Source organism: Pseudomonas sp. GW821-FHT07G06 (genome assembly GCF_058986625.1).
In genome coordinates this window covers 229801-253989 of sequence record NZ_JBYSVW010000008.1, presented here as the reverse complement: position 1 = coordinate 253989, position 24189 = coordinate 229801, and the positions used below count along the sequence as shown (strand labels likewise).

The 24189-nt window shown below is 58.8% G+C and carries 24 protein-coding genes; 12 read left to right on the top strand and 12 right to left on the bottom strand.

Annotated features, from left to right (window positions below):
• Positions 1–7 precede the first annotated feature (7 nt).
• Positions 8–3034, top strand: coding sequence for a multidrug efflux RND transporter permease subunit (locus tag AC3WJW_RS15885; RefSeq protein WP_493726642.1), 3027 nt, complete (start codon positions 8–10; stop codon positions 3032–3034).
• Between the two features lie 256 nt (positions 3035–3290).
• Here the strand turns inward: AC3WJW_RS15885 and AC3WJW_RS15880 are convergent, their stop codons facing one another.
• The 5 genes from AC3WJW_RS15880 to colR all read right to left on the bottom strand — a co-directional run bounded on the left by AC3WJW_RS15880 (position 3291) and on the right by colR (position 7008).
• Positions 3291–3518: a hypothetical protein gene (locus AC3WJW_RS15880; RefSeq protein WP_493726641.1), complete on the bottom strand. Its 228-nt coding sequence runs from the start codon at positions 3516–3518 to the stop codon at positions 3291–3293.
• 2 nt (positions 3519–3520) lie between these two features.
• The gene (locus AC3WJW_RS15875; RefSeq protein ID WP_493726640.1) at positions 3521–4234 is read right to left on the bottom strand and encodes a lipopolysaccharide kinase InaA family protein; all 714 of its coding nucleotides are present in this window, start codon (positions 4232–4234) and stop codon (positions 3521–3523) included.
• Positions 4235–4238: 4 nt separating this feature from the next.
• Positions 4239–4907 (bottom strand): class I SAM-dependent methyltransferase, encoded by a 669-nt coding sequence (locus AC3WJW_RS15870; protein WP_493726671.1) that lies wholly within the window; start codon positions 4905–4907, stop codon positions 4239–4241.
• A gap of 153 nt (positions 4908–5060) precedes the next feature.
• Positions 5061–6335, bottom strand: coding sequence for a sensor histidine kinase (locus AC3WJW_RS15865; protein ID WP_493726639.1), 1275 nt, complete (start codon positions 6333–6335; stop codon positions 5061–5063).
• Positions 6325–7008, bottom strand: a complete 684-nt coding sequence (gene colR / locus AC3WJW_RS15860) for a two-component system response regulator ColR (RefSeq protein WP_007985839.1) — start codon at positions 7006–7008, stop codon at positions 6325–6327. Before colR ends, AC3WJW_RS15865 begins: the two co-directional genes overlap by 11 nt.
• A 217-nt stretch (positions 7009–7225) precedes the next feature.
• Between colR and AC3WJW_RS15855 the strand changes: the two genes are divergently transcribed.
• Positions 7226–7969 carry a phosphatase PAP2 family protein gene (locus AC3WJW_RS15855; RefSeq protein WP_493726638.1) on the top strand — a complete coding sequence of 248 codons (744 nt, stop codon included), beginning with the start codon at positions 7226–7228 and terminating at the stop codon, positions 7967–7969.
• Positions 7970–8118: 149 nt separating this feature from the next.
• Here AC3WJW_RS15855 and groL read toward each other — a convergent pair whose 3' ends face one another.
• The 4 genes from groL to AC3WJW_RS15835 form a co-directional block, all read right to left on the bottom strand.
• Positions 8119–9765, bottom strand: a complete 1647-nt coding sequence (groL, locus tag AC3WJW_RS15850; RefSeq protein ID WP_102698443.1) for a chaperonin GroEL — start codon at positions 9763–9765, stop codon at positions 8119–8121.
• 49 nt (positions 9766–9814) lie between these two features.
• Complete coding sequence (locus AC3WJW_RS15845) at positions 9815–10108, bottom strand: co-chaperone GroES (protein WP_007985847.1); 294 nt, start codon at positions 10106–10108, stop codon at positions 9815–9817.
• Positions 10109–10356: 248 nt separating this feature from the next.
• A complete protein-coding gene (locus tag AC3WJW_RS15840; protein ID WP_015096676.1) occupies positions 10357–10833 on the bottom strand; it encodes an FxsA family protein in 477 nt (158 codons plus the stop codon).
• A gap of 66 nt (positions 10834–10899) precedes the next feature.
• A complete protein-coding gene (locus AC3WJW_RS15835) occupies positions 10900–11631 on the bottom strand; it encodes a HugZ family pyridoxamine 5'-phosphate oxidase (protein ID WP_493726637.1) in 732 nt (243 codons plus the stop codon).
• Between the two features lie 166 nt (positions 11632–11797).
• Between AC3WJW_RS15835 and AC3WJW_RS15830 the strand changes: the two genes are divergently transcribed.
• Positions 11798–12556: an SDR family oxidoreductase gene (locus AC3WJW_RS15830; protein ID WP_493726636.1), complete on the top strand. Its 759-nt coding sequence runs from the start codon at positions 11798–11800 to the stop codon at positions 12554–12556.
• A gap of 95 nt (positions 12557–12651) precedes the next feature.
• On the opposite strand, the gene apbC is transcribed toward AC3WJW_RS15830, so the two are convergent.
• Positions 12652–13746 (bottom strand): iron-sulfur cluster carrier protein ApbC, encoded by a 1095-nt coding sequence (gene apbC, locus AC3WJW_RS15825; protein WP_493726635.1) that lies wholly within the window; start codon positions 13744–13746, stop codon positions 12652–12654.
• A 222-nt stretch (positions 13747–13968) separates the two neighbouring features.
• On the opposite strand from apbC, the gene metG reads away from it, so the two are divergent.
• From metG to AC3WJW_RS15785, 8 genes are all read left to right on the top strand, one after another.
• A complete protein-coding gene (metG, locus tag AC3WJW_RS15820; protein WP_095965459.1) occupies positions 13969–16020 on the top strand; it encodes a methionine--tRNA ligase in 2052 nt (683 codons plus the stop codon).
• Between the two features lie 191 nt (positions 16021–16211).
• Entirely contained in the window at positions 16212–16781 is a 570-nt protein-coding gene (locus AC3WJW_RS15815; protein ID WP_493726634.1) for an electron transport complex protein RnfA, read from the top strand.
• Entirely contained in the window at positions 16778–17791 is a 1014-nt protein-coding gene (rsxB, locus tag AC3WJW_RS15810; protein ID WP_493726633.1) for an electron transport complex subunit RsxB, read from the top strand. Before AC3WJW_RS15815 ends, rsxB begins: the two co-directional genes overlap by 4 nt.
• A complete protein-coding gene (locus AC3WJW_RS15805) occupies positions 17778–18764 on the top strand; it encodes an RnfABCDGE type electron transport complex subunit D (RefSeq protein ID WP_493726632.1) in 987 nt (328 codons plus the stop codon). Before rsxB ends, AC3WJW_RS15805 begins: the two co-directional genes overlap by 14 nt.
• Positions 18761–19372 (top strand): RnfABCDGE type electron transport complex subunit G, encoded by a 612-nt coding sequence (locus AC3WJW_RS15800; protein ID WP_493726631.1) that lies wholly within the window; start codon positions 18761–18763, stop codon positions 19370–19372. Before AC3WJW_RS15805 ends, AC3WJW_RS15800 begins: the two co-directional genes overlap by 4 nt.
• A complete protein-coding gene (locus AC3WJW_RS15795) occupies positions 19365–19949 on the top strand; it encodes an Rnf-Nqr domain containing protein (RefSeq protein WP_493726630.1) in 585 nt (194 codons plus the stop codon). Before AC3WJW_RS15800 ends, AC3WJW_RS15795 begins: the two co-directional genes overlap by 8 nt.
• A gap of 25 nt (positions 19950–19974) precedes the next feature.
• On the top strand, positions 19975–20613 hold the full coding sequence (nth, locus tag AC3WJW_RS15790; RefSeq protein ID WP_007972326.1) for an endonuclease III: 639 nt from the start codon (positions 19975–19977) through the stop codon (positions 20611–20613).
• A 106-nt stretch (positions 20614–20719) separates the two neighbouring features.
• Positions 20720–20899, top strand: coding sequence for a PA3496 family putative envelope integrity protein (locus tag AC3WJW_RS15785; protein ID WP_007972325.1), 180 nt, complete (start codon positions 20720–20722; stop codon positions 20897–20899).
• A gap of 81 nt (positions 20900–20980) precedes the next feature.
• Here the strand turns inward: AC3WJW_RS15785 and AC3WJW_RS15780 are convergent, their stop codons facing one another.
• A complete protein-coding gene (locus AC3WJW_RS15780; protein ID WP_085724164.1) occupies positions 20981–21607 on the bottom strand; it encodes a response regulator transcription factor in 627 nt (208 codons plus the stop codon).
• Between the two features lie 474 nt (positions 21608–22081).
• Between AC3WJW_RS15780 and AC3WJW_RS15775 the strand changes: the two genes are divergently transcribed.
• Positions 22082–22792 (top strand): hypothetical protein, encoded by a 711-nt coding sequence (locus AC3WJW_RS15775; protein ID WP_493726629.1) that lies wholly within the window; start codon positions 22082–22084, stop codon positions 22790–22792.
• Between the two features lie 150 nt (positions 22793–22942).
• On the opposite strand, the gene AC3WJW_RS15770 is transcribed toward AC3WJW_RS15775, so the two are convergent.
• The gene (locus AC3WJW_RS15770) at positions 22943–24160 is read right to left on the bottom strand and encodes an argininosuccinate synthase (protein WP_007972320.1); all 1218 of its coding nucleotides are present in this window, start codon (positions 24158–24160) and stop codon (positions 22943–22945) included.
• Between the last annotated feature and the right edge of the window lie 29 nt (positions 24161–24189).

Below are 24189 nucleotides of genomic sequence, written 5' to 3'. Positions count from 1 at the left end.
AATCCCTATGGCTTTTACCGATCCGTTCATTCGCCGCCCGGTTCTCGCAACCGTTGTCAGCCTGCTGATTGTGCTGCTGGGCTTCCAGGCCTGGAGCAAGCTGCCGCTGCGCCAGTATCCACAAATGGAAAACGCCCTGATCACGGTGACCACCGCCTACCCCGGAGCCAACGCCGAGACCATCCAGGGCTACATTACCCAACCGATGCAGCAAAGCCTCGCCAGCGCCGAGGGTATCGACTACATGACCTCGGTGAGTCGCCAGAACTTTTCGGTGATCTCGATCTACGCGCGCGTCGGCTCCAACAGCGACCGTCTGTTTACCGAACTGCTGGCCAAGGCCAACGAGGTCAAGAACCAGCTGCCCCAGGACGCAGAAGACCCGGTGCTGAGCAAAGAATCTGCCGATGCGTCAGTGCTGATGTACATGAGCTTCTTCAGCAAGGAATTGAGCAACCCGCAGATTACCGATTACCTGTCGCGGGTGATCCAGCCCAAACTGGCGACCTTGCCCGGCATGGCCGAGGCCGAAATCCTCGGCAACCAGGTATTTGCCATGCGCCTGTGGCTGGATCCGGTGAAGCTCGCGGGTTTCGGCCTCAGTGCCAGCGATGTGACCAACGCGGTGCGCCAGTACAACTTCCTCTCGGCCGCCGGCGAGGTGAAAGGCGAATACGTGGTCACCAGCATCAACGCCAATACCGAACTCAAGTCCGCCGAGGCCTTCGGGGCGATTCCGCTCAAGGTCGATGGCGACAGCCGTGTACTGCTGCACGATGTGGCGCGTGTGGAAATGGGTGCGGAAAACTACGACTCCATCAGCTCGTTCGGTGGCACACCTTCGGTGTACATCGGTATCAAGGCGACGCCCGGCGCCAACCCGCTGGAAGTGATCAAGGAAGTGCGCAAGATCATGCCGGACCTTGAGGCCCAGCTACCGCCGAACCTCAAGGGTGAAATCGCCTACGACGCCACGCTGTTCATCCAGGCCTCGATCGACGAAGTGGTGAAAACGCTGTTCGAAGCGGTGCTGATCGTGATCGTGGTGGTGTTCCTGTTCCTTGGCGCCCTGCGCTCGGTGGTGATCCCCGTGGTGACCATCCCGCTGTCGATGATCGGTGTCATGTTCTTCATGCAGATGATGGGGTACTCGATCAACCTGCTCACCCTGCTGGCGATGGTGTTGGCCATCGGCCTGGTGGTGGACGACGCCATCGTGGTGGTGGAAAACATTCATCGCCACATCGAGGAAGGCAAGACACCGTTCGACGCCGCCATTGAAGGCGCCCGGGAAATCGCCATGCCGGTGATCTCGATGACCATCACCCTGGCGGCGGTGTATGCGCCGATCGGCTTCCTGACCGGCCTGACCGGGGCGCTCTTCAAGGAGTTCGCCTTGACCCTGGCCGGCGCGGTGGTGATTTCCGGCATCGTCGCCCTGACCCTGTCACCGATGATGTGTGCGTTTCTGCTGCGTCACGACGAGAACCCCAGTGGCCTGGCCCATCGCCTGGACATGATTTTCGAACGCCTCAAGCGCCGCTACCAGAGCATGCTCCACGGCACCCTCAACACCCGGCCGGTGGTGCTGGTATTCGCCGTGATCGTGTTGTGCCTGATTCCGGTCTTTCTCAAATTCACCCAATCGGAGCTGGCGCCGGATGAGGACCAGGGCATCATTTTCATGATGGCCAACGCCCCGCAACCGACCAACCTCGACTACCTGAACACCTACACCGACGAATTCATCTCGATCTTCAAGGCGTTTCCCGAATACTACTCATCGTTCCAGATCAACGGATTCAACGGCGTGCAATCGGGCATCGGCGGTTTCCTGCTCAAGCCATGGGACGATCGCAGTCGCACGCAAATGGAGATCCTGCCCGAGGTGCAGGCCAAACTGGAAAAGATCCCGGGGTTGCAGATTTTCGGCTTCAACCTGCCGTCCCTGCCAGGCACCGGCGAAGGCTTACCGTTCCAGTTCGTCATCAACTCCTCCAACGATTACGAACTGCTGCTGCAAGTGGTCGACCGGGTAAAGAAACGGGCGATGGAATCCGGCAAGTTTGCATTTGTCGACGTTGACCTGGCCTTCGACAAGCCGGAAGTGGTGGTGGATATCGACCGCGCCAAGGCCGCGCAGATGGGGGTTTCCATGCAGGATCTGGGGGGAACCCTGGCAACCCTGCTGGGTGAAGGCGAGATCAACCGATTCACCATCGAAGGTCGCAGCTACAAGGTCATTGCCCAGGTCGAGCGAGCGTTCCGCGACAATCCGGACTGGCTGAACAATTACTACGTGAAAAACACCCAGGGCGAGCTGTTGGCATTGTCGACCCTGATCACGGTCACCGACCGCGCTCGACCGAGACAGCTGAACCAGTTCCAGCAACTCAACTCGGCCATCCTGTCCGGTGTGCCGCTGGTGAGCATGGGGGAAGCCATCGACCTCGTGCGCCAGATCGCCCGGGAAGAGGCACCGGTCGGTTTTGCCTTCGACTACGCCGGCGCGTCGAGGCAGTACGTGCAGGAAGGCAGCGCCCTGTGGGTCACCTTTGCCCTGGCACTGGCGATCATTTTCCTGGTACTGGCGGCCCAGTTCGAAAGCTTCCGCGACCCGCTGGTGATCCTGGTCACCGTGCCCCTGTCCATCTGCGGTGCGTTGATTCCGCTGTTCCTGGGGTGGTCGAGCATGAACATCTATACCCAGGTCGGGCTGGTGACGCTGATCGGGCTGATCAGCAAGCACGGCATTCTGATCGTCGAGTTCGCCAACCAGCTACGCAAGGACAAGGGCCTGACGGCACGGGAAGCCGTGGAGGAAGCGGCGGCCATCCGCCTGCGTCCGGTGTTGATGACCACCGCGGCGATGGTGTTCGGCATGGTGCCATTGATCATCGCCACCGGTGCTGGCGCGGTCAGCCGGTTCGACATCGGCACGGTCATCGCGACCGGCATGTCGATCGGCACATTGTTCACCCTGTTTGTGCTGCCTTGCATCTACACGATGCTGGCCAAACCGGATAAGCCCTGACGCAGAGAAACCTGTAGGAGCTGCCGAAGGCTGCGATCTTTTGATCTTGCTTTTGCGATCCGGAGATTGCTGAAGATCAAGATCAAAAGATCGCAGCCTTCGGCAGCTCCTACAGGGGTATGCATGCACCACCAACGGGGGGAGGCTCTGCGCAGTGGGCAACCCGGAAACCCTATATTGGTGTTCCCGGGAATGGGTGAAGAACCAAAAAAAAGGCCTCGCAAGTGCGAGGCCTTTCATTTTGGCTTCAATCGGTTCAACTTTGCGGCCTCAATCCCTGAGAAAGTCCGAACATGAAAAGCAACAAATCATGATCGGGCCGAGTGGCCACGGATGCCTTCGCAACCCGCGGCAACGGACAATGTTCTTCTGCGTTTATCGAGCTGAGAACCTGGGGGCGTGGTTGCTCCCAGGCTGCCATCGCGATCGATGCAACTGCCAAGGCTCCTACCAGAAACAAACCTCGTGCAATTTCGAGTTTCATCGCTATAAACCCTTGATAGCGCTGCCAAACGCCGCCTCATAAAAGTAGACGAGCTTTTTCCAGTCTGCCTCGCTGAACGACGAGTGGCGACGCAATTGCTTCAAGTCATGGACAGCTGCGCGATTGGCGGTCAAACGCTGGCGGCATTTTTCCAGATCGATCAGCGCCACTTCGACCTTGGCCGCCTCGCCCTCACCGGTCACGCGAACGAATACGTGCTTGTCGTAAAGGCAACCGTGCTGCCAGCGGCCCTTGTGCATGCGAGCCAGGTTTTCAGCCAGGTCCTTGAGCACTCGTTCGTTAATGGCTTCACCATGACGCTCGCGACCGCCACCGGCGTACCAGCGATCGATTTCCTCGAAGCCGTCCAGCGACTTGGTGACCAGCAGGGCACGCCACTTGTGCACAGGATCGCGCTGTGCCCCACAGAAAACGATTTCCGGAACCCGTACGCCAAGCGCGGTCACACCGGTGAGCGCGACATGCTCGCGCATGACCGTAGGCCGCCCGAAAGGATGCTGCAAGCTACGATGGATATGCCCGGTCTGGCGCTTGACGTAGAGCAGTTGACCATCACTGCCCATCAGGCGTTGAACGCCGCTTTCCCCGCCGCGACGGACGTTGGGTTCTTCTACCCATTCACCGCGCTGATTCCAGAAGTAATCGAAGCGGTCCTGGGGAACGACTTCCGTTTCTGCTGCACACTGCACTGCCATCCTGTTACCTCTTGCGTAATACGTAAACTCGCCACATGGCATAGAGCGGCAAAAAGTCCAGTTGTTCCTGGATTCGGAAACCCGCCTGCTCAAATTCCTTCTCTACGGTAGCGGCCGGTAATACAAACCGGTTCTGGTAACCTTCCTGCCCACGGGATTTCTCCGAACGCTTGCGTTTCCAGGCCTTGAAGTTGCCATCGACCCACAGCGAAATGATCACGCTGTCGCGGCAAACCCGCTCGAACTCACGCAAGATGGCCATGCGATGCCCGGCGTCACCGATGTGGTGGAGCAAGCGCATGCAAAAAATGCTGTCGACGGCGTTGTCCGGCAAGGCGATGTCGAATGCGGACGTGTGCAAGGGTTGTACCCGCTTCACCACATCGGCCGGTTGCGCCTGGGTGGCGACCTTCAGCATGGACTCCGAGTTATCGGCACCGATGATTACACGGTTGGATTTTTCCGCCAACAAGGGCCAGAAACGCCCTGCACCACAAGGCAAATCGAGGACCAGACCAGGCTCGCCAACCAGGGCCAGCGCCTTGCGCGCCAGTTGTTCGTCACGCCAATGGGACAATCGACGGCCGAGACCTTCCTGGTGTTTACGCAAATAGCGCTGCGCGTGCTGATCGTCGTACTTCTCTGAAAAATCGAGTTTGATCGGGCCGTCCATCATCAGGTCTCCTGAACTTCTGATGCAACTACCTTAGATTTCGTGGTGTCGGTGACTGGTCATCCATTTGTGAAAATATCGTTATGGGAAACCCGGAATTATTACAGGGTTTTACTGAATTGATAGGGTTTTCTGCACGACTGACTCAACAGATCAAGTTCGGGACAGCTCCACCTGAAAACGGCAGCCACTGGGTTCCATCGTCGTCAGGCTGACGCTCCAGCCCTGGTTTTCACAGATCCGCTGCACCAGTGAAAGCCCCAGGCCCAAGCCTTCCCCGCGTTTTTCAGTGCCCCGGACGAAGGGTTCAAACATCGCCTCGCGTTTTTCCTCGGGAATGCCCACACCGCTGTCTTCGACCAGAAATCCCGTGCCCGTCAGGCTCAGGCGAATGAAGCCCCGTTCCGTGTAATGCAAGGCATTGCGCAGCAAGTTACCCATCACCGCGTGCAGGAGCGTCGCGTTGTAACTCCCGGCCTCAGGGTTGCCCGGTTCGAAGATCAGCTTCAACCCTTTGCTTTCAATGGGCTCGCGCCACAGACCGACCAGGCCCTCGGCTACCTGGCCCAGGGGCTGTTGCGGCGACATGCCAGCGTCTTCGCGCTGGGCACGGGCCAGCATGAGGAAGGTTTGCACCAGCTCACGCATTTCTTCACAGGCCCGGGCGATGCGTTCGACCTGGGCGCGGCCGCGCTGATCGAGACCAGGGTTTTCCAGCAACAACTCGCAGGAACTGGCCAATATCATCAGGGGCGTACGCAATTCGTGGCTGACGTCGCTGGTAAACAAGCGCTCACGGGTCAGGGCCTGACGCAAGCGCCCGAGGGTAGCGTCGAAGGCCACGGCCAATTCGCCCACTTCGTCGGCGGCATAATCCGGGGCCAAAGGGGGGGCCAGGCCGAGCAGTTGATCGCGATGGCGTACCTGCCGGGCCAGCCGCACCACCGGCGCCATGACCTTGCGTGCCAGGACCCAGCCGAGAAACACCGCCAGCGCCAGGCTCAGTACGAAACCCACCAGCACCACGGCAAACAGCACCCGCTCGCGCTCTTCGAAGTCGCTCTGGTCCTGCAACAGCACGTAACGTCGGCCGTCGACGATTTCGACCATGGCGTGGTACGACAGGTTTTCACGGAAGACTTCGTGAAAACCCGGCTCCAGATGGCGCAAATCCTTGGGCAACCTGAAATCGCCTGGCCCGTTGCTGAAGTAGAACAATTGGTCCGGTTCGGGGCGATGGCTCCAGTCCGTGACATTGTCCATCAGCAACAGGCGCTGCAAATCACCGCCCAGGCCTGCCGAAATCAGTTTTTCCTCCACCAGGTGCACGGTCGCCACGATGCCCATGGCAAAGGCCCCCGCCACCAGGGCGCTCATCAGCGCAAAGGCAATGATGATGCGTTGGGAAAGGCTCTGCTTAAACTCCATCACGCCCCTCGGCCAAGCGATACCCCACGCCGTGAACCGTTTGCAACAACGGTTTGGCGAACGGCTTGTCGATCACCTGGCGCAGTTGGTGGACATGGCTGCGCAGGCTGTCGCTGTCCGGACAGTCGTCCCCCCACAGGGCCTCTTCAAGAATTTCACGGCGCAGCACATGAGGGCTTTTCTGCATCAACACGGCCAGCAACTTCAAGCCGACCGGGTTGAGTTTCAGTAATCGGCCTTCGCGGGTGACTTCCAGGGTGTCGAGGTCATAGCTCAGGTCGCCGACCTGCAAGGTCCGCCGCCCGCCGCCCTGGGTCCGGCGCATGACCGCCTCGATACGCGCCGCCAGTTCAGACAGGGCAAACGGCTTGATCAGGTAATCATCGGCGCCGGACTTGAAGCCTTGCAGACGGTCGTCCAGTTGATCGCGGGCCGTGAGCATGATCACCGGCGTTTCGCGCCGGGCATCTTCGCGCAGGCGCTTGCACAGGGTGTATCCATCGATGCCGGGCAGCATGATATCGAGCACGATCAAGTCGTAATGCTCGGTGGCCGCCAGATGCAGGCCCGACAGACCATCCTGCGCGCAATCCACGGTATAGCCTTTGAGCCCCAGGTAATCGGCCAGGTTGGCCAGGATATCGCGGTTGTCTTCAACCAATAGAATTCGCATGGGTGTCTCTCCGTCCACAGTAACGGCCGTCATGGCCCGCGCAGCTTAAGGCCAAGTGTGGCTCAGGGCTAGGATTGCGTGCTGCTGTAACCGTTGTAATCAAACGTTTGCGGCATTAACGACTTTTTCACTATCGACTCACACGTTGACGACATAATCGGGTTCAAACTCTGCGCGGCTGCGCCTTTCACAACACTTTACCGACCAAGGAACTCGCATGGTTTCGACCCTCGCCCGCCCCGCTCCTCGTCCGCTCAATTTCTGGGTGTGCCTTGGAGTCCCTGCCGTTGCCGCGATCATTCTGGTGTTGCTTGAATTGACCAGTCTGGACATGGACCTGGCCAGGCTGTTTTACGACCCGGTCGCCGGGGAATTCATCGGACGCCACAGTTACTTCCTCGAGGATATCCTGCACGATCGCGCCAAGCAGGTAGTCATCGCCTTCTCGGTGTTTGCCATCCTCGGCTTCATCGCCTCGTTTTTCATGGCCAGGCTCAAACCGTTCAAGCGGGAACTGGGTTGCCTGGTGCTCTCGCTGGGACTGGCGACGTCGTTTGTCACGCCGATGAAAGCGGTGACGGCGGTGCAATGCCCATGGAGCCTGGAGCAATTCGGCGGTCATGAAACCTATAGCGAATTGCTCAGCCCGCGCCCGGCCACCGAAAAGCCCGGTCGCTGCTGGCCCGGCGGCCATGCTGCGACCGGTTTCACCCTGTTTGCGTTGTTCTTCGTGCTGCGTGACCGTCGCCCGCGCATGGCCCGTGCGGCATTTGTCTTTGCATTTGCCCTGGGTTCGGTGTTTTCCATCGGCCGGATGATGCAGGGGGCGCACTTCTTCTCGCACAACGTGTGGACGGCGGTGTTCTGCTGGCTGATTTGCCTGGGGTCGTATTACTGGATTCTGTATCGGCCGGCATTAAAGACTGAGCAGAGAACCGAAGCGGCACCGGTCAGCGCCTGAGAAGATCAAGAGATCGCAGCCTTCGGCAGCTCCTACAGGGGATCGCATTCCTCTGTAGGAGCTGCCGAAGGCTGCGATCTTTTGACTGGCAATAAAAAACCCCGCCTGCTTTCGCAGGCGGGGTTTTTTCGTACAGGGGTAAGGCTGGCTTACATCATGCCGCCCATGCCGCCCATACCGCCCATGTCTGGCATACCGCCGCCAGCACCGCCGTCTTTCTTCGGTGCATCAGCAACAGCAGCTTCGGTGGTCAGGATCAGACCGCCGATCGAGGCTGCAGCTTGCAGAGCCGAACGGGTAACCTTGGTTGGGTCCAGGATGCCCATTTCGATCATGTCGCCGTATTCGCCAGTCGCAGCGTTGTAGCCGAAGCTGCCTTCGCCGTTCTTGACCTTGTCGACGACTACGCTTGGCTCGTCGCCGGAGTTGGCAACGATCTGGCGCAGTGGCGCTTCAACAGCGCGACGCAGAACAGCGATACCCACGTCCTGATCGGCGTTGTCGCCTTTCAGTTCGGTCAGTGCTTCCAGAGCACGGATCAGGGCCACGCCACCGCCAGGTACCACGCCTTCTTCAACGGCTGCACGGGTAGCGTGCAGGGCGTCTTCAACGCGGGCTTTCTTCTCTTTCATTTCAACTTCGGAACCAGCGCCAACCTTGATCACGGCAACGCCGCCGGACAGCTTGGCCAGACGCTCTTGCAGTTTTTCACGGTCGTAGTCCGAGGAAGTCTCGGCAACCTGGGCACGGATCTGAGCGATGCGTGCTTCGATGTCGCCGTGTACGCCAGCACCGTCAACGATGATGGTGTTTTCCTTGGACAGGGTCACGCGCTTGGCGCTGCCCAGGTTTTCCAGGGTTGCGCTTTCCAGGCTCAGGCCGATCTCTTCGGAGATCACGGTACCGCCGGTCAGAACGGCGATGTCCTGCAGCATGGCCTTGCGACGGTCGCCGAAGCCTGGAGCCTTGACGGCTGCGACTTTGACGATGCCACGCATGTTGTTCACAACCAGAGTCGCCAGGGCTTCGCCTTCAACGTCTTCGGCCACGATCAGCAGTGGACGGCCGGCTTTGGCAACGGCTTCCAGCACTGGCAGCATTTCGCGGATGTTCGAGATCTTCTTGTCGACCAGCAGGATCAGCGGGCCGTCCAGCTCAGCGACCATGGTCTCTGGCTTGTTGACGAAGTACGGGGACAGGTAGCCACGGTCGAACTGCATGCCTTCAACAACCGACAGTTCGTTTTCCAGGCCCGAGCCTTCTTCAACAGTGATCACGCCTTCTTTACCGACTTTTTCCATGGCTTCGGCAATGATGTCGCCGATGGAGTTGTCGGAGTTGGCGGAGATGGTGCCTACCTGAGCGATAGCCTTGGTGTCGGCGCATGGCTTGGACAGGGCTTTCAGCTCTTTGACGATCGCGATGGTCGCTTTGTCGATACCGCGCTTGAGGTCCATCGGGTTCATGCCGGCAGCGACGGCTTTCAGGCCTTCGTTGACGATCGACTGAGCCAGAACGGTAGCGGTGGTGGTGCCGTCGCCTGCGTCATCGTTGGCACGGGAGGCAACGTCTTTGACCAGCTGCGCGCCCATGTTTTCGAAACGGTCTTCCAGTTCGATTTCTTTGGCTACGGAAACGCCGTCCTTGGTGATGGTCGGAGCGCCGAAGCTCTTCTCGATGATCACGTTACGGCCTTTCGGGCCCAGGGTCGCTTTTACTGCGTCAGCCAGGACGTTGACACCGGTGAGCATTTTCTTGCGGGCGGAATCGCCGAATTTAACTTCTTTAGCAGCCATGATCGATATTCCTTAAATACTTTGAAGTAGCGGGAAAATGAGCGGGGAATCAGCCTTCGATAACGGCGAGGATTTCGTTCTCGCTCATTACCAGCAGGTCTTCGCCGTCGACTTTCACAGTGTTGCTGCCGGAGTAAGGACCGAACACAACCTTGTCGCCCACTTTCACGGACAGTGCACGCACTTCACCGTTTTCCAGTACGCGGCCGGTGCCTACAGCGAGGATTTCGCCGCTGTTGGCTTTTTCAGCAGCCGAACCTGGCAGGACGATACCGCCAGCGGTTTTCTTTTCTTCTTCGCTGCGACGGATGACGACGCGGTCATGCAGAGGACGAAGCTTCATTGTCGATCTCTCCTAATTGTGGTTTTCATCGGCCGGTGTAGTCCCGGCGGGTTTAACAAAGGCCGGCGGTGCCGGTTGCGGTTCGTCAAGCGAACCGCGGAAGTCTGTCTGGCGTGTTCGCCAGAAACCTTGCGGTGACCGTTACATAAGGGCGCATAAGCTTATTACAAGGGCGGGGAGCGAAAATTTTTCAGGTCGGTGCCCCGCAAACGAACACGGCACCCGAAGGTGCCGTGTCGATGTGCGTTTTACTTGGTATCGCGGTGTTCGAACTCGCCTTCGATCACATTCGGTTCACGCCCCAAAGGCTCGCGGGGGGCTGGACCGCCACGGGCCTGGAGGTCGTCGGCGAACGCTCGCTGACGCATGGCCTGCTCTTCGGCGCGCTGGCGCATCTTGCCCGCCAGCAGACGGCGACTGAACGGCAGCAGCAGGAACAGGCCGATCACATCACTGATGAAACCCGGAAGAATCAGCAGGCCACCGGCCAATGCCAGCATCAGGCCTTCGAGCATGGTCTGGGCCGGCAACTCGCCGCGGTTCAGGCTTTCACGGGCTCGCAGGGCCGTGGCCAGGCCGGCGATGCGCAGCACGAACACACCGAACATCGAGCCGAGAATGATTAGCAGCAGGGCCGGGAAAAACCCGATGGACCCTGCCACCTTGACGAATACGAACAGCTCCAACACCGGGAACAGCAGAAAGAGCAACAAAAAAGGGCGCATCAAATGGTTCCTCAACGCAAGAATGCCTTGCCAGTTCACCTTAGATGACGTCGCCGTTTCGTGAATTCAAGCGTCGGCCACTTCATTTTTCGGCCAATGTTCAGCGTGAGCCAGAGAAACCAAGGCCTCGCGGACTTGTGTCGGCGTATTACAAGGCGCTTGAAACGGCAACCAGTACAGGCTCTGGCCGATACGCAGGTGCATGCCTTCGGTATCGATACCGGCCATTTGCGCCGGCACGTTGTTCGGCAGCCCGGCCAGTTCGACGTAATGGGCGATGGCCTTGGCGTGATCCGCGTTCATGTGCTCGACCATGCTCACTTCGGCCTTGCCGGCGAACGGGTTGGCCAGGGTCAGGTCGTTGACCCAATGAATCGCCCCAAACCCGCCGATGTAACGGTGGCGCACCGGCTTGAGCACCCAGAAGTCGAAATCGTGGGCCTTGTGATAACCCTGCGACTCCGGGAAGTAGCGGTAGTAACGCTCGGAGGCGACTTCGATGGCGGCTTCGTCTTCGAGTTGCTGCGCTTCAGCCAGATAGGTCAGGCGACCGACGGCCTGGACATCCTCAGCCCCACGCTCGCCCACGAACAGCGAGCATTTCGGGTCTTTCTGCAGATTATGGGTGTGCTGGGCGATGCGGCTGATCAGGATCAGCGGCCGGCCCTGCTCGTCCAGACAGTAGGGAACCACGGAGCCGAACGGAAAACCGGGCATTGACTTGGAGTGCGTCGAGAGCACTCCACGGTATTCCTTGAGGAGCAATTCTCGTGCATGCTTAGCCGCTTCAACGCTCAATTTATGACTCCTTATATAGAATCCGTCATAAAAACGGACAAGCTGCTGGTGAAAGTCCCAGCATGCCATCGGGGGCAGTTCTCATGTGTAGCCGGGCCACGTCAGGCGCAGATCGAGAGGCTCTCTACAAGGAAACCACTCAGACCTGCTACCGGGGGACATGCGAATGCAACTCACTGACAAAGTAATCATTATCACTGGCGGTTGCCAGGGTTTAGGTCGTTCCATGGCCGAGTATTTCGCCGGCAAGGGCGCGAAACTCGCCCTGGTCGACCTCAATCAGGAAAAACTCGACGCTGCCGTCGCGGCCTGCAAGGCCAAGGGTGTCGAAGCCCGAGCTTACCTGTGCAACGTCGCCAACGAAGAGCAAGTGACCCACATGGTCGCCCAGGTCGCCGAAGACTTCGGCGCGATCCACGGCCTGATCAACAATGCCGGGATCCTGCGTGACGGCCTGTTGCTCAAGGTCAAGGATGGCGAAATGACCAAGATGAGCCTGACCCAGTGGCAGGCGGTCATCGACGTCAACCTGACCGGCGTGTTCCTGTGCACCCGTGAAGTCGCGGCGAAAATGGTCGAGCTGAACAACAGCGGCGCGATCATCAATATCTCGTCGATTTCCCGTGCCGGCAACGTCGGCCAGACCAACTACTCGGCGGCCAAGGCCGGTGTCGCTGCGGCGACCGTGACCTGGGCCAAGGAACTGGCGCGCTACGGCATTCGCGTGGCCGGCATTGCACCGGGCTTCATCGAAACCGAGATGACCCTGGGTATGAAGCCTGAAGCGCTGGAGAAGATGACCGCCGGCATTCCGCTCAAGCGCATGGGCAAGCCGGAAGAGATCGCCCATTCGGCGGCGTACATCTTCGAGAACGACTATTACACCGGTCGGATTCTGGAGATGGATGGCGGATTGCGGATTTAAAGCAAGATCAAAAGATCGCAGCCTGCGGCAGCTCCTACAGGGTGAACATCAATCCCCTGTAGGAGCTGCCGCAGGCTGCGATCTTTTAACAGGAATCAATCGTCGCTGATGCTGATGTTCGGCATCGCCGGCGTCAAAGCTTCCTGCAGTACGATCCGCGCACCGACATGACGGGCCAGCTCCTGGTAAACCATGGCGATCTGGCTGTCAGGCTCGGCGATCACCGTAGGCTTGCCGCCATCGGCCTGCTCGCGGATGACCATCGACAGCGGCAACGAGGCCAGCAGCTCGACGCCATACTGGTTGGCCAGCTTCACGCCACCGCCCTCACCGAACAGATGCTCGGCATGTCCGCAGTTGGAGCAGATGTGCACGGCCATGTTTTCCACCACGCCCAGTACCGGAATGTTGACCTTGCGGAACATTTCCACGCCCTTGCGCGCGTCCAGCAAAGCCAGGTCCTGCGGGGTGGTCACGATGACTGCACCGGCCACCGGCACTTTCTGCGCCAGGGTCAGCTGGATGTCACCGGTACCCGGTGGCATGTCGATGACCAGGTAATCCAGGTCGCCCCACGCGGTTTGGGTCACCAGTTGCAGCAAGGCGCCGGAGACCATCGGACCACGCCAGACCATCGGTGTGTTGTCATCGGTGAGGAAGGCCATGGACATCACTTCGACGCCATGGGACTTGAGCGGAACGAACCATTTCTGCTCCTTGACCTCAGGTCGGGTGCGCTCCGGGATACCAAACATGATGCCCTGGCTCGGACCGTAGATGTCCGCATCGAGAATCCCGACCTTGGCGCCTTCGCGGGCCAGGGCCAGGGCCAGGTTGGCCGCTGTGGTGGATTTGCCCACGCCGCCCTTGCCGGACGCCACGGCCACCACGTTCTTGACGTTGGCCAGCCCCGGGATCTGCGCCTGGGCCTTGTGCGCGGCAATCACGCTGGTGATATCAACTTTGGCACTCGACACGCCATCCAGACCTTGAATGGCCATTTCCAGCATCTGCGCCCAGCCGCTCTTGAACAGACCGGCGGCGTAACCCAATTCGAGCTGGACGCTGACGCGGTCGCCCTGGATGTCGATGTTGCGCACGCACCCGGCGCTGACCGGGTCCTGGTTCAGGTAAGGGTCGGTGTATTGGCGAAGGACGGCTTCCACCGCTGCGCGATTGACGGCGCTCATGGGCAACTCCGAAAACGGGACTGGAAAAGATGATGGGTATCGTACCTCAAAAGATCGCAGCCTTCGGCAGCTCCTACAAGAGCCCCCTGTAGGAGCTGCCGAAGGCTGCGATCTTTTGATCTTTCCCCTGTTACTCATCCAATGAAACAGGCTCACAGGATGAAAAATATGCGCCAGCGCTTTATAGTGGCCGACCTCCGTTTCATCAAGTAGCCGAGCCCCATGTCCGAGCCACGCAAGATCCTCGTCACCAGCGCCCTGCCCTATGCCAATGGTTCGATCCATCTTGGCCACATGCTGGAATACATCCAGACCGATATGTGGGTGCGCTTCCAGAAGCACCGCGGCAATCAATGCATCTATGTCTGCGCCGACGACGCCCACGGTTCGGCGATCATGCTGCGCGCGGAAAAGGAAGGCATCACCCCGGAACAACTGATCGCCAACGTCCAGGCTGAACACAGCGCCGACTTTGCCGAGTTCCTGGTCGACTTCGACAATTTCCACTCCACTCACGCCGAAGAAAACCGTGAGCTGTCGAGCCAGATCTACCTGAAGCTGCGTGACGCCGGGCACATCGCCACGCGCTCGATCACCCAGTATTTCGACCCGGAAAAGAAAATGTTCCTGGCCGACCGCTTCATCAAGGGCACCTGCCCGAAATGCGGCACCGAAGACCAGTACGGCGACAACTGCGAAAAATGCGGCGCGACCTACGCGCCGACCGACCTGAAGGATCCGAAGTCGGCGATCTCCGGCGCCACTCCGGTGCTCAAGGATTCCCAGCACTTCTTCTTCAAGCTGCCGGACTTCCAGGCAATGCTACAAACCTGGACCCGCAGCGGCACCCTGCAGGATGCCGTGGCCAACAAGATCGCCGAATGGCTGGATGCCGGCCTGCAACAGTGGGACATCTCCCGCGATGCGCCGTACTTCGGTTTCGAGATCCCCGACGAGCCGGGCAAGTACTTCTACGTGTGGCTGGATGCGCCGATCGGCTACATGGCCAGCTTCAAGAACCTGTGCAACCGCACGCCGGAACTGGACTTCGACGCGTTCTGGGGCAAAGACTCCACCGCCGAGCTGTACCACTTCATCGGCAAGGACATCGTCAACTTCCACGCCCTGTTCTGGCCAGCCATGCTCGAAGGCGCCGGCTACCGCAAGCCGACCGGGATCAACGTGCACGGCTACCTGACCGTCAACGGCCAGAAGATGTCCAAGTCCCGCGGCACGTTCATCAAGGCCCGCACCTACCTGGATCACCTGTCGCCGGAATACCTGCGCTATTACTACGCATCCAAGCTCGGCCGTGGCGTCGACGACCTCGACCTGAACCTCGAGGACTTCGTGCAGAAGGTCAACTCCGACCTGGTGGGCAAGGTCGTCAACATCGCCAGCCGCTGCGCCGGGTTCATTCACAAAGGCAATGCCGGCGTGATGGTCGACACCAACGCCGCACCTGAGTTGACCGAAGCCTTCCTGGCCGCCGCGCCAGGCATTGCCGACGCCTACGAAGCCCGCGACTTCGCCCGCGCCATGCGCGAGATCATGGGCCTGGCCGACCGCGCCAACGCCTGGATCGCCGACAAGGCTCCGTGGTCGCTGAACAAACAGGAAGGCAAGCAGGATGAAGTCCAGGCGATCTGCGCCACCGGCGTCAACCTGTTCCGCCAGTTGGTGATCTTCCTCAAGCCGGTGCTGCCGTTGCTGGCCGCCGACGCCGAGGCGTTCCTCAATGTCGCACCGCTGACCTGGAACGACCACGCGACCTTGCTCGCCAACCATCAGTTGAACGAGTTCAAGCCGCTGATGACCCGCATCGACCCGGTCAAGGTACAAGCCATGACCGACGCCTCGAAAGAAGACCTGACCGCCAGCCAGACCGACACCGGCGAAGCCGCACCTGCCGGCAATGGCGAACTGGCCAAGGATCCTCTGTCGCCGGAAATCGAGTTCGACACCTTCGCGGCAGTCGATTTGCGCGTCGCGCTGATCGTCAAGGCCGAACACGTGGAAGGCGCCGACAAGCTGCTGCGCCTGACCCTGGACATCGGTGACGAGCAACGCAACGTGTTCTCCGGGATCAAGAGCGCTTACCCGGATCCGTCCAAGCTCGATGGCCGCCTGACCATGATGATCGCCAACCTCAAGCCACGGAAAATGAAGTTCGGCATCTCCGAGGGCATGGTGATGGCAGCCGGTCCTGGCGGTGAAGAGATCTACCTGCTCAGCCCTGACAGCGGCGCCAAGCCGGGTCAGCGCATCAAGTAAGATCTGCGGCAAATCGATCCCACAGTCGTGCCTGGCGCGACTGTGGGATTTTCATGTCTGGCCCATACTGACTCCTGTAGGAGCTGCCGCAGGCTGCGATCTTTTGATCTTGGCTTTTGTAAGAGCAAGATCAAAAGATCGCAGCCTGCGGCAGCTCCTACAGAGTTATCCAGCATCGGATATGGACGATCATGACCGAAACGCTTCTGACGCTTATCAGCGCCGCCCTGATCAACAACCTCGTGTTGCACTGGCCGCTGGGCGTCGATCCACTGTTGGCCGGCCAGCGCCGTCAGGTCCATGCCCTGGGCATTGCGACGACATGCCTGATGCTGATCGTAGGCATGCTCGGCTACGCGTTCTACCACTGGCTGCTGGAGCCGCTGCAATTGACGGCGCTGCGCCTGTTTGTGTTTCTACCATTGAGCGTGCTGCTGATTAGCCCGTTGCTGAAGCTGCTGGCGCGGGTGTTTTCGACACTGCCGTTCGAAGGCCTCTGGCCATTGTTGCTGGGCAATGCCGGCGTGCTCGGCGTGGCCTTGCTCAACGCTCAGGATGACAAGGGTTTCTTTCACGCCACAGCCTTGAGCCTCGGCGCAGGACTGGGCTTCTGGCTGGTGTTGAGCCTGTTCACTGATTTGCGTGAACGCACGACCGACAACGATGTGCCCCTGCCCTTTCGCGGCCTGCCGATCGACCTGATCGGTGCCGGCCTGATCGCAGTGGTTTTTCTCGGATTCAGCGGACTGATCAAAACATGAGTCTGATTCAACTCATCGACGCACTCTTGCCGCAAACCCAATGCGGCAAGTGCGGCCACCCCGGGTGCAAGCCGTACGCCGAAGGCATTGCCAGCGGCGAGCCGATCAACAAGTGCCCGCCCGGCGGCAAGGAAACCATCGCGGCCCTGGCCGAGTTGCTGAAGGTGCCGGTGCTGGAGCTCGACATCACTCGCGGCTCGGCACCTGCACAGATCGCCTATATCCGCGAAGCCGAGTGTATCGGTTGCACCAAGTGCATTCAGGCCTGCCCGGTCGATGCCATTGTGGGGGCGGCCAAGCTGATGCACACGGTGATCATCGATGAGTGCACCGGTTGCGACCTCTGCGTAGCACCCTGCCCGGTGGACTGCATCGAAATGCGCCCGCTGCCGCTGGACACTGTATTGCCGGTAGTCGGGGGCCTGGCCCTCACACCGCAAGCGCGGCAGGCCCGTGCCCTCAAGCGCGATCACGCGCGGCGCCGCTTCGAACAGCGCAATGCCCGGTTGCAGCGCGAAGAGCAACAGAAAATCGCCGAACGCCAGGCTCGGCAACGTGCCACGCAACCTAGCGAAGCGGCAGTCGACCCGGTACAGGCCGCCCTCGAGCGCGTCCGCGCACAGAAAGCCGCCAATGCCGATGCCGCGCTGAAAAAGGCGAAGATCGATGTGGCGATGAGTCGGGCACAGCTGCACAAATCGCTGAAAGCCTTCGGACATCCACCGACCTTCGAACAGCAATCGCAGTTGATTGTCCTGCAACAGCAGTTCGAAGACGCCGAACAAAACCTGGCGCAACTGGAAAACGCCGCGCCACCAGCCCCTGCGCCTACAGTCGCAACGGTGTCGTCAAATGATGCCGATCTGAAACGGGCCAAGATCCAGTTGGCCATGCGCCGTGCCGAACTCAAGAAGGCTCAGGCCAACGAAGCACCGGCGGAGCACATCGAAGCCCTGGAGCGCGCACTCGGCGAAGCCGAACGCCAGGTGAACGCCCATGCCAGCCCTTGAAACCGTTGATGAGCGCCTGCAGCAGGCCATGAAGCTGGTGCTGCTGGCCACGCTGCCGGGACTGCTCGCCGCGTTCTGGCTATACGGCTGGGGCGTGTTGATCAACCTGGTTCTGGCGGCCGCTGTTGCGCTGGCCGTTGAAGCTGCCGTCGTGCAATGGCGCAAACGACCGCTGAGGCCAACCCTGAGTGACGGTAGCGCGTTGGTCAGTGCCACCTTGCTGGCGCTGGCGCTGCCGCCTTACTGCCCATGGTGGCTGACCCTCAGCGCAGCCGCCTTTGCGATGATTTTCGGCAAGCACTTATATGGCGGCGTTGGCTCAAATCCCTTCAATCCGGCGATGCTCGGATTTGCTCTGGTGCTGGTGGCCTTTCCCCAACCCATGACCCATTGGCCATCGCCCCATGGCATGGACCTGTTGAGTGGCTTGCAGCAAGTGTTCGGATTCGGCCAGGCACCGGATGCGTGGGTACAGGCCACGGCACTGGACAGCCTGCGGATCAACAAAAGCCTGACCATGGATGAACTGTTTGCCGGCAATCCGGCATTCGGCCACTACGGCGGACGCGGTGTGGAGTGGGTGAACCTGGCGTTTCTGGCGGGCGGAATGTTTCTCCTGCAACGAAGAGTGATCAGTTGGCATGCACCGGTCGGCATGCTGGCCAGCCTGTTCGTCATCAGCCTGCTGTGCTGGAACGGGTCGGGCTCCGACTCCCATGGCTCGCCGCTGTTTCACCTGCTGACCGGTGCGACCATGCTGGGGGCGTTCTTCATCATTACCGAACCGGTGTCCGGCGCCAGAAGCCCTGGGGCGAAATTGCTGTTCGGCGTCGGCGTCGGGCTCCTGACTTATCTGATTCGTACCTGGGGCGGCTATCCGGACGGCATCGCCTTTGCCGTGCTGTTGATGAACCTTTGCGTGCCGGCGCTGGAGCGGTTGGTGGCGGCCAGACAACAGCCGGAGGCGTCATGAGCCGGACATCAAGCGTCACGCTTCTGGTGTTTTTGGCCGCGCTCGGCATGGGTGTGACGTACTTCGTGCAACTCGGCAGCGCGCCGCGCATTGCAGCCGAACAGCGCCTGCTCGACAGCCGGAAGCTGCTGGACCTGATACCGCCAGACAGCTACGACAATCAACCACTCGACCACCCCATCGGGATCGAAACAACCACCCTGGCAAACAGCACCTTGCTGGGTGGCTATCTGGCGACCCGGGGCGACCAGCCCATCGCGGTGTTGCTGCGCAGTCAAACCCTTGGCTACGCCGGCGCCATCGAGCTGATGATCGCTGTCGACGCCAATGGCAGGTTGCTGGGCGTCAAAACCCTCAAACAGTCGGAAACACCTGGACTGGGGGCACGGATCGCCGACTGGCCCAATGACTGGCTGCAGGTTTTTTCCGGAAAATCCCGAACAGAACCCGCTGACAGCGGTTGGGCGCTGAAAAAGGATCAGGGGCAGTTCGATCAGATCGCAGGCGCGACCATCACCTCAAGAGCAGTGATCAATGCCGTGCACGATGCCTTGCGCTACTTTGATGAACACCGGCAACAACTGCTCGGGGACCCTGCCCATGGATAACTCATCGACGCTGCGCAACGCCCTGATGCTGACGCCGCTGATCGGTGCCACCCACTCGCTGATGGCTGCACTTGGCCTGTGCCTGATGTTCATGCTGGTGACCCAGTTGTTCAGCCTGGCCATGGGCGCCCTGCGATCCCGACTGGTCCCGGCGGCCCGCTTGCCGGCCAGCGTTCTGTTGGCCGCCACACTCACCAGTTGCGCGGAACTCATGGCACAAGCCTGGTCGCTGCAATGGCAGCAACATCTGGGGTTTTATGGCGCCATGATCGCCTTGCAATGCGTCGTACTGGAGCAATCCGGGTTCTTTCAGAACGGCTGGCGCCAGCGCCTGGGACTCAGTGGCCTGTTTGTCACGTTGATGATCGCTATGGGACTGCTGCGCGAACTCATCGGCAACGCGACCCTCGGAAACCGACTATCGTGGCTGTCCGGTGCAACGCAAACTGACTGGCAAGGCTGGGTGCTGGTGGCCGATGGCGGTCTGCGCCTGGCCACATTGGTCCCTGGCGGGTTCATTCTGCTCGGACTGCTGATCGCCGCCTGGCAGGCCTGGCGCCCCAAACCCACCCATTGATTGCCTACGAGGAAACGCACTGCCCATGAATGCCGCAAAACGTCTGGAAATTTTCCGCAGGCTGCACGAAGACAACCCGGAACCCAAGACCGAACTGGCCTATTCCTCACCGTTCGAATTGCTGATTGCCGTGATTCTCTCGGCGCAGTCAACCGATGTCGGCGTCAACAAGGCCACCGCCAAGCTGTTCCCGGTTGCCAATACCCCGGCAGCGATCCATGCCCTGGGAGTCGAGGGACTGTCGGAGTACATCAAGACCATCGGCCTGTACAACAGCAAAGCGAAAAACGTGATCGAAACCTGCCGCTTGCTGGTCGAGCGTCATGCCGGTGAAGTACCGCAAACCCGCGAAGAGCTGGAAGCGCTGCCCGGCGTCGGCCGCAAAACCGCCAATGTGGTACTCAATACGGCATTCCGTCAGCTGACCATGGCTGTCGACACGCACATTTTCAGGGTCAGCAATCGCACGGGCATTGCGCCCGGCAAGAATGTGGTGGAGGTCGAGAAAAAACTGATGAAATTCGTGCCCAGGGAGTACCTGCTCGACTCCCATCACTGGCTGATCCTTCACGGCCGCTATGTCTGCCTCGCCCGCAAGCCCCGATGCGGAAGCTGCCGGATCGAGGACTTGTGCGAATACAAGCACAAAACCTCCGACGATTGAGGCGCTATTGGGATTATTGAATTATCGATTGAAAAAATCTTTTTTACCCGCCGGGAGATTGTCGATATAAGGAGCGCCAAAGGCCTTCTTAGCCTGGAGCAACTAAATGAGTACTGGCAAAGAGCAATTGGACGTAGAAGACGACTTCACCACCGCCGAAACCGATGACGCCGAGCCGGTGGTTGAAGTAGCGAAAACTAATCTGAGCAAACGCCGCACCATCGACAATCTGCTGGAGGAGCGCCGACTGCAAAAGCAATTGGCCGACTACGATTTTGACTTATGACACCTGAAAGCCTCCCGAAACGGAGGCTTTTTTTTTAAGTGCCATACTCCGCTAAACGCCCCTTGTCGCGCAGATACGCCATCACACCAGGCCATTGCGTTGTGCCAGTTCGATCAAATCGACCAGGGACCTTGCATTGAGTTTGAGCAACAGACGGGTCTTGTAAGTACTGACTGTTTTATTGCTGAGAAACATTCCATCGGCAATTTCCTTATTGGTCTTCCCTCTGGCCAATTGCTGCAGGACCATCATTTCCCGCCCCGACAACCGATCAACCATGTCGGCCTCACTGGCGTTCCCCAAACTGCAACGCACGGTATGCAAGGCTTGATTGGGAAAGTAACTGTAGCCTGACAATACGGCCTTTATTGCACTGAGCAACTCCGTCAGGTCTTGTTGTTTGCAGACATAACCGGCCGCACCGGACTGCATGCAACGCATGGAAAAATGCCCCGGGGCCTGGGAAGTCAGAATCAGCACTTTCATCGGCATCGAGGTCGAAGACAAACGCGCGATGACTTCCAACCCGTCCAGCTTCGGAATCCCGATATCCAGAATGACGATATCCGGAGCAAGTTCACGGGCTAGTTGCAGTGCATCCACACCATTATCGGTTTCTGCAATAACTTCGTAGCCATGACGTTCCATTAGCATACGTACCGCAAGACGAATGACGGGGTGATCATCCACGATCAGCACTTTATTCATGGGCAAGTCCAATTTTCGCTGTTCGAATTTTTAGAGCCCGCACAATAGCCTAGTCGTTTCACCCATGGCATGTCGCCCCTTCCAACCACCCACACCAAGAGACATACCCTACAAACAACACGGATTTCTCCTACAAAAATCCCTCGAACAGAATGAGTTGAAAACTGTATCAACGTCATGGTGGCGCAGTTTTCAGCAATCGGCTCTGTCGATTTACGACCAGAATTTTCTAAAAGCCAACGTGAACGGCCACGCCCTGACAACCACAAGTATCTATTTCTACGTTAAAAATCTACCTGACATTTTCGCGCCAAACATTCACTCCAGAAACATCACACAACTAGTATCCAATTATCCTTACAGCAAATTATATTTTTTGAGTAATCATTAAAGCATCACCAACGATCATCAAAAGGAACTAAAACAACCACATCAAAAAAACCTCAAAAACCATTCAAGAAATGAGAACTCAACATGAGCACAGAACATGACAGAAAGCTGATCACCAACCCAATGACAATCATTGCGATATTCGCAACACTCTCTGAAGCTTCGGCCGCTGTTTCTCTCCCCTTCCTTGACCAAGAGGAAAGAGAACTCTATGTCTGGTTTTTGATCAGCTTTCCGTTTTATTTACTTTTGCTTTTTTTCGCGACACTCAACTTCAACTACCGATCACTGTATGCGCCTTCCGATTTTGAAAAGGGAAAACATTTCATGAAGGCGATGGTAGATGCTGGGCGGTCGGAAAAGAAAGTGTCCGGGAAGTCGTCCGCGCATTCCGCTATGGAAACCTCAACGAATGGCCAGCAGCCAGCTCGGTCGCCCCGCGGTGCACAGGACCCGCCAACGGAGATTGGTCTGCACAGCACCGTCTTCGCTCACCATCAACTTCAATTACCGGAATTTGTAAAAGACCTGTGCATCGTTGATACACGCGGTATGAGCAAGGAGGTCGAATTTGAAACGCTGCTGGAAAAAATCCAGAAGCCGCGGGAAAAAATGGCGTACGTGATTGTGTTTGTCACTTGTGCCATTTCAGAGACTTTACTGAAGGCCAGTGCACTCAAACATTCCAGACAGACCAGGAAGCACTGCTCTGCCTTTTACATTGCCTACGATCCCGTCTCGCAAAGGTTGACGGTCATTGATCAAGCCGGACAACCGGCAAACAACAATGCGTAGAACAGGACAGACCATTGGAAGGAGAAAGGCAGGAAACCGTCAGTGAAAACGAATAAATCCGATAGCGCAGTACCTGGCACCACACCCCCGTTTTCAGGTGCCTGACCTCGTCGAGGACGAGGTCAGGCATCCATCACGATCTCAAAGGTCTCAGAACAGCTTCCGGCCTTTGTTCGCTGCAATGCGCATGCGCAGGGCATTGAGCTTGATGAAGCCTGCAGCATCTGCCTGGTTGTATGCGCCGCCATCTTCTTCGAAGGTCGCGATGTTGGCGTCGAACAGCGAGTCGTCGGACTTGCGGCCAGTGACGATCACGTTGCCCTTGTACAGTTTCAGGCGCACAACGCCGTTCACATTGACCTGGGACGCATCGATCATCTGTTGCAGCATCAGACGCTCAGGGCTCCACCAGTAACCGGTGTAGATCAGGCTGGCGTACTTGGGCATCAACTCGTCTTTGAGGTGAGCCACTTCGCGGTCCAGGGTGATCGATTCGATCGCACGGTGGGCACGCAGCATGATGGTGCCGCCAGGGGTTTCGTAGCAGCCACGGGACTTCATGCCCACATAGCGGTTCTCGACGATGTCGAGACGGCCGATACCGTGTTCGCCACCGATACGGTTCAGGGTCGCCAGCACGGTGGCCGGCGTCATTTCGACGCCGTCCAGCGCGACGATGTCGCCGTTGCGGTAGGTCAGTTCCAGGTACTGCGGCTTGTCGGGAGCGTTTTCCGGGGAAACGGTCCAACGCCACATGTCTTCTTCGTGCTCGGTCCAGGTGTCTTCCAGCACGCCGCCTTCATAGGAGATGTGCAGCAGGTTGGCATCCATGGAGTACGGGGATTTCTTCTTGCCGTGACGCTCGATCGGGATCGCGTGCTTCGCGGCGTAGTCCATCAGCTTTTCACGGGACAGCAGGTCCCACTCGCGCCAGGGAGCAATCACTTTCACGCCAGGCTTCAAGGCGTACGCGCCCAATTCGAAACGAACCTGGTCGTTGCCCTTGCCGGTGGCGCCATGGGAAATGGCGTCAGCGCCGGTTTCGTTGGCGATTTCGATCAGGCGCTTGGCGATCAGCGGACGAGCGATGGAAGTACCCAGCAGGTACTCGCCTTCGTAAACGGTGTTGGCGCGGAACATCGGGAAAACGAAATCGCGCACGAACTCTTCGCGCAAGTCGTCGATATAGATCTCTTTGACGCCCATGGCCTGAGCCTTGGCACGTGCAGGTTCGACCTCTTCGCCCTGACCCAGGTCAGCGGTGAAGGTCACCACTTCACAGTTATAAGTATCCTGCAGCCACTTGAGGATCACCGAAGTGTCCAGGCCGCCGGAATACGCCAGAACGACCTTGTTTACGTCCGCCATGCCATCACTCCACGGGGTTCTACGGAAAG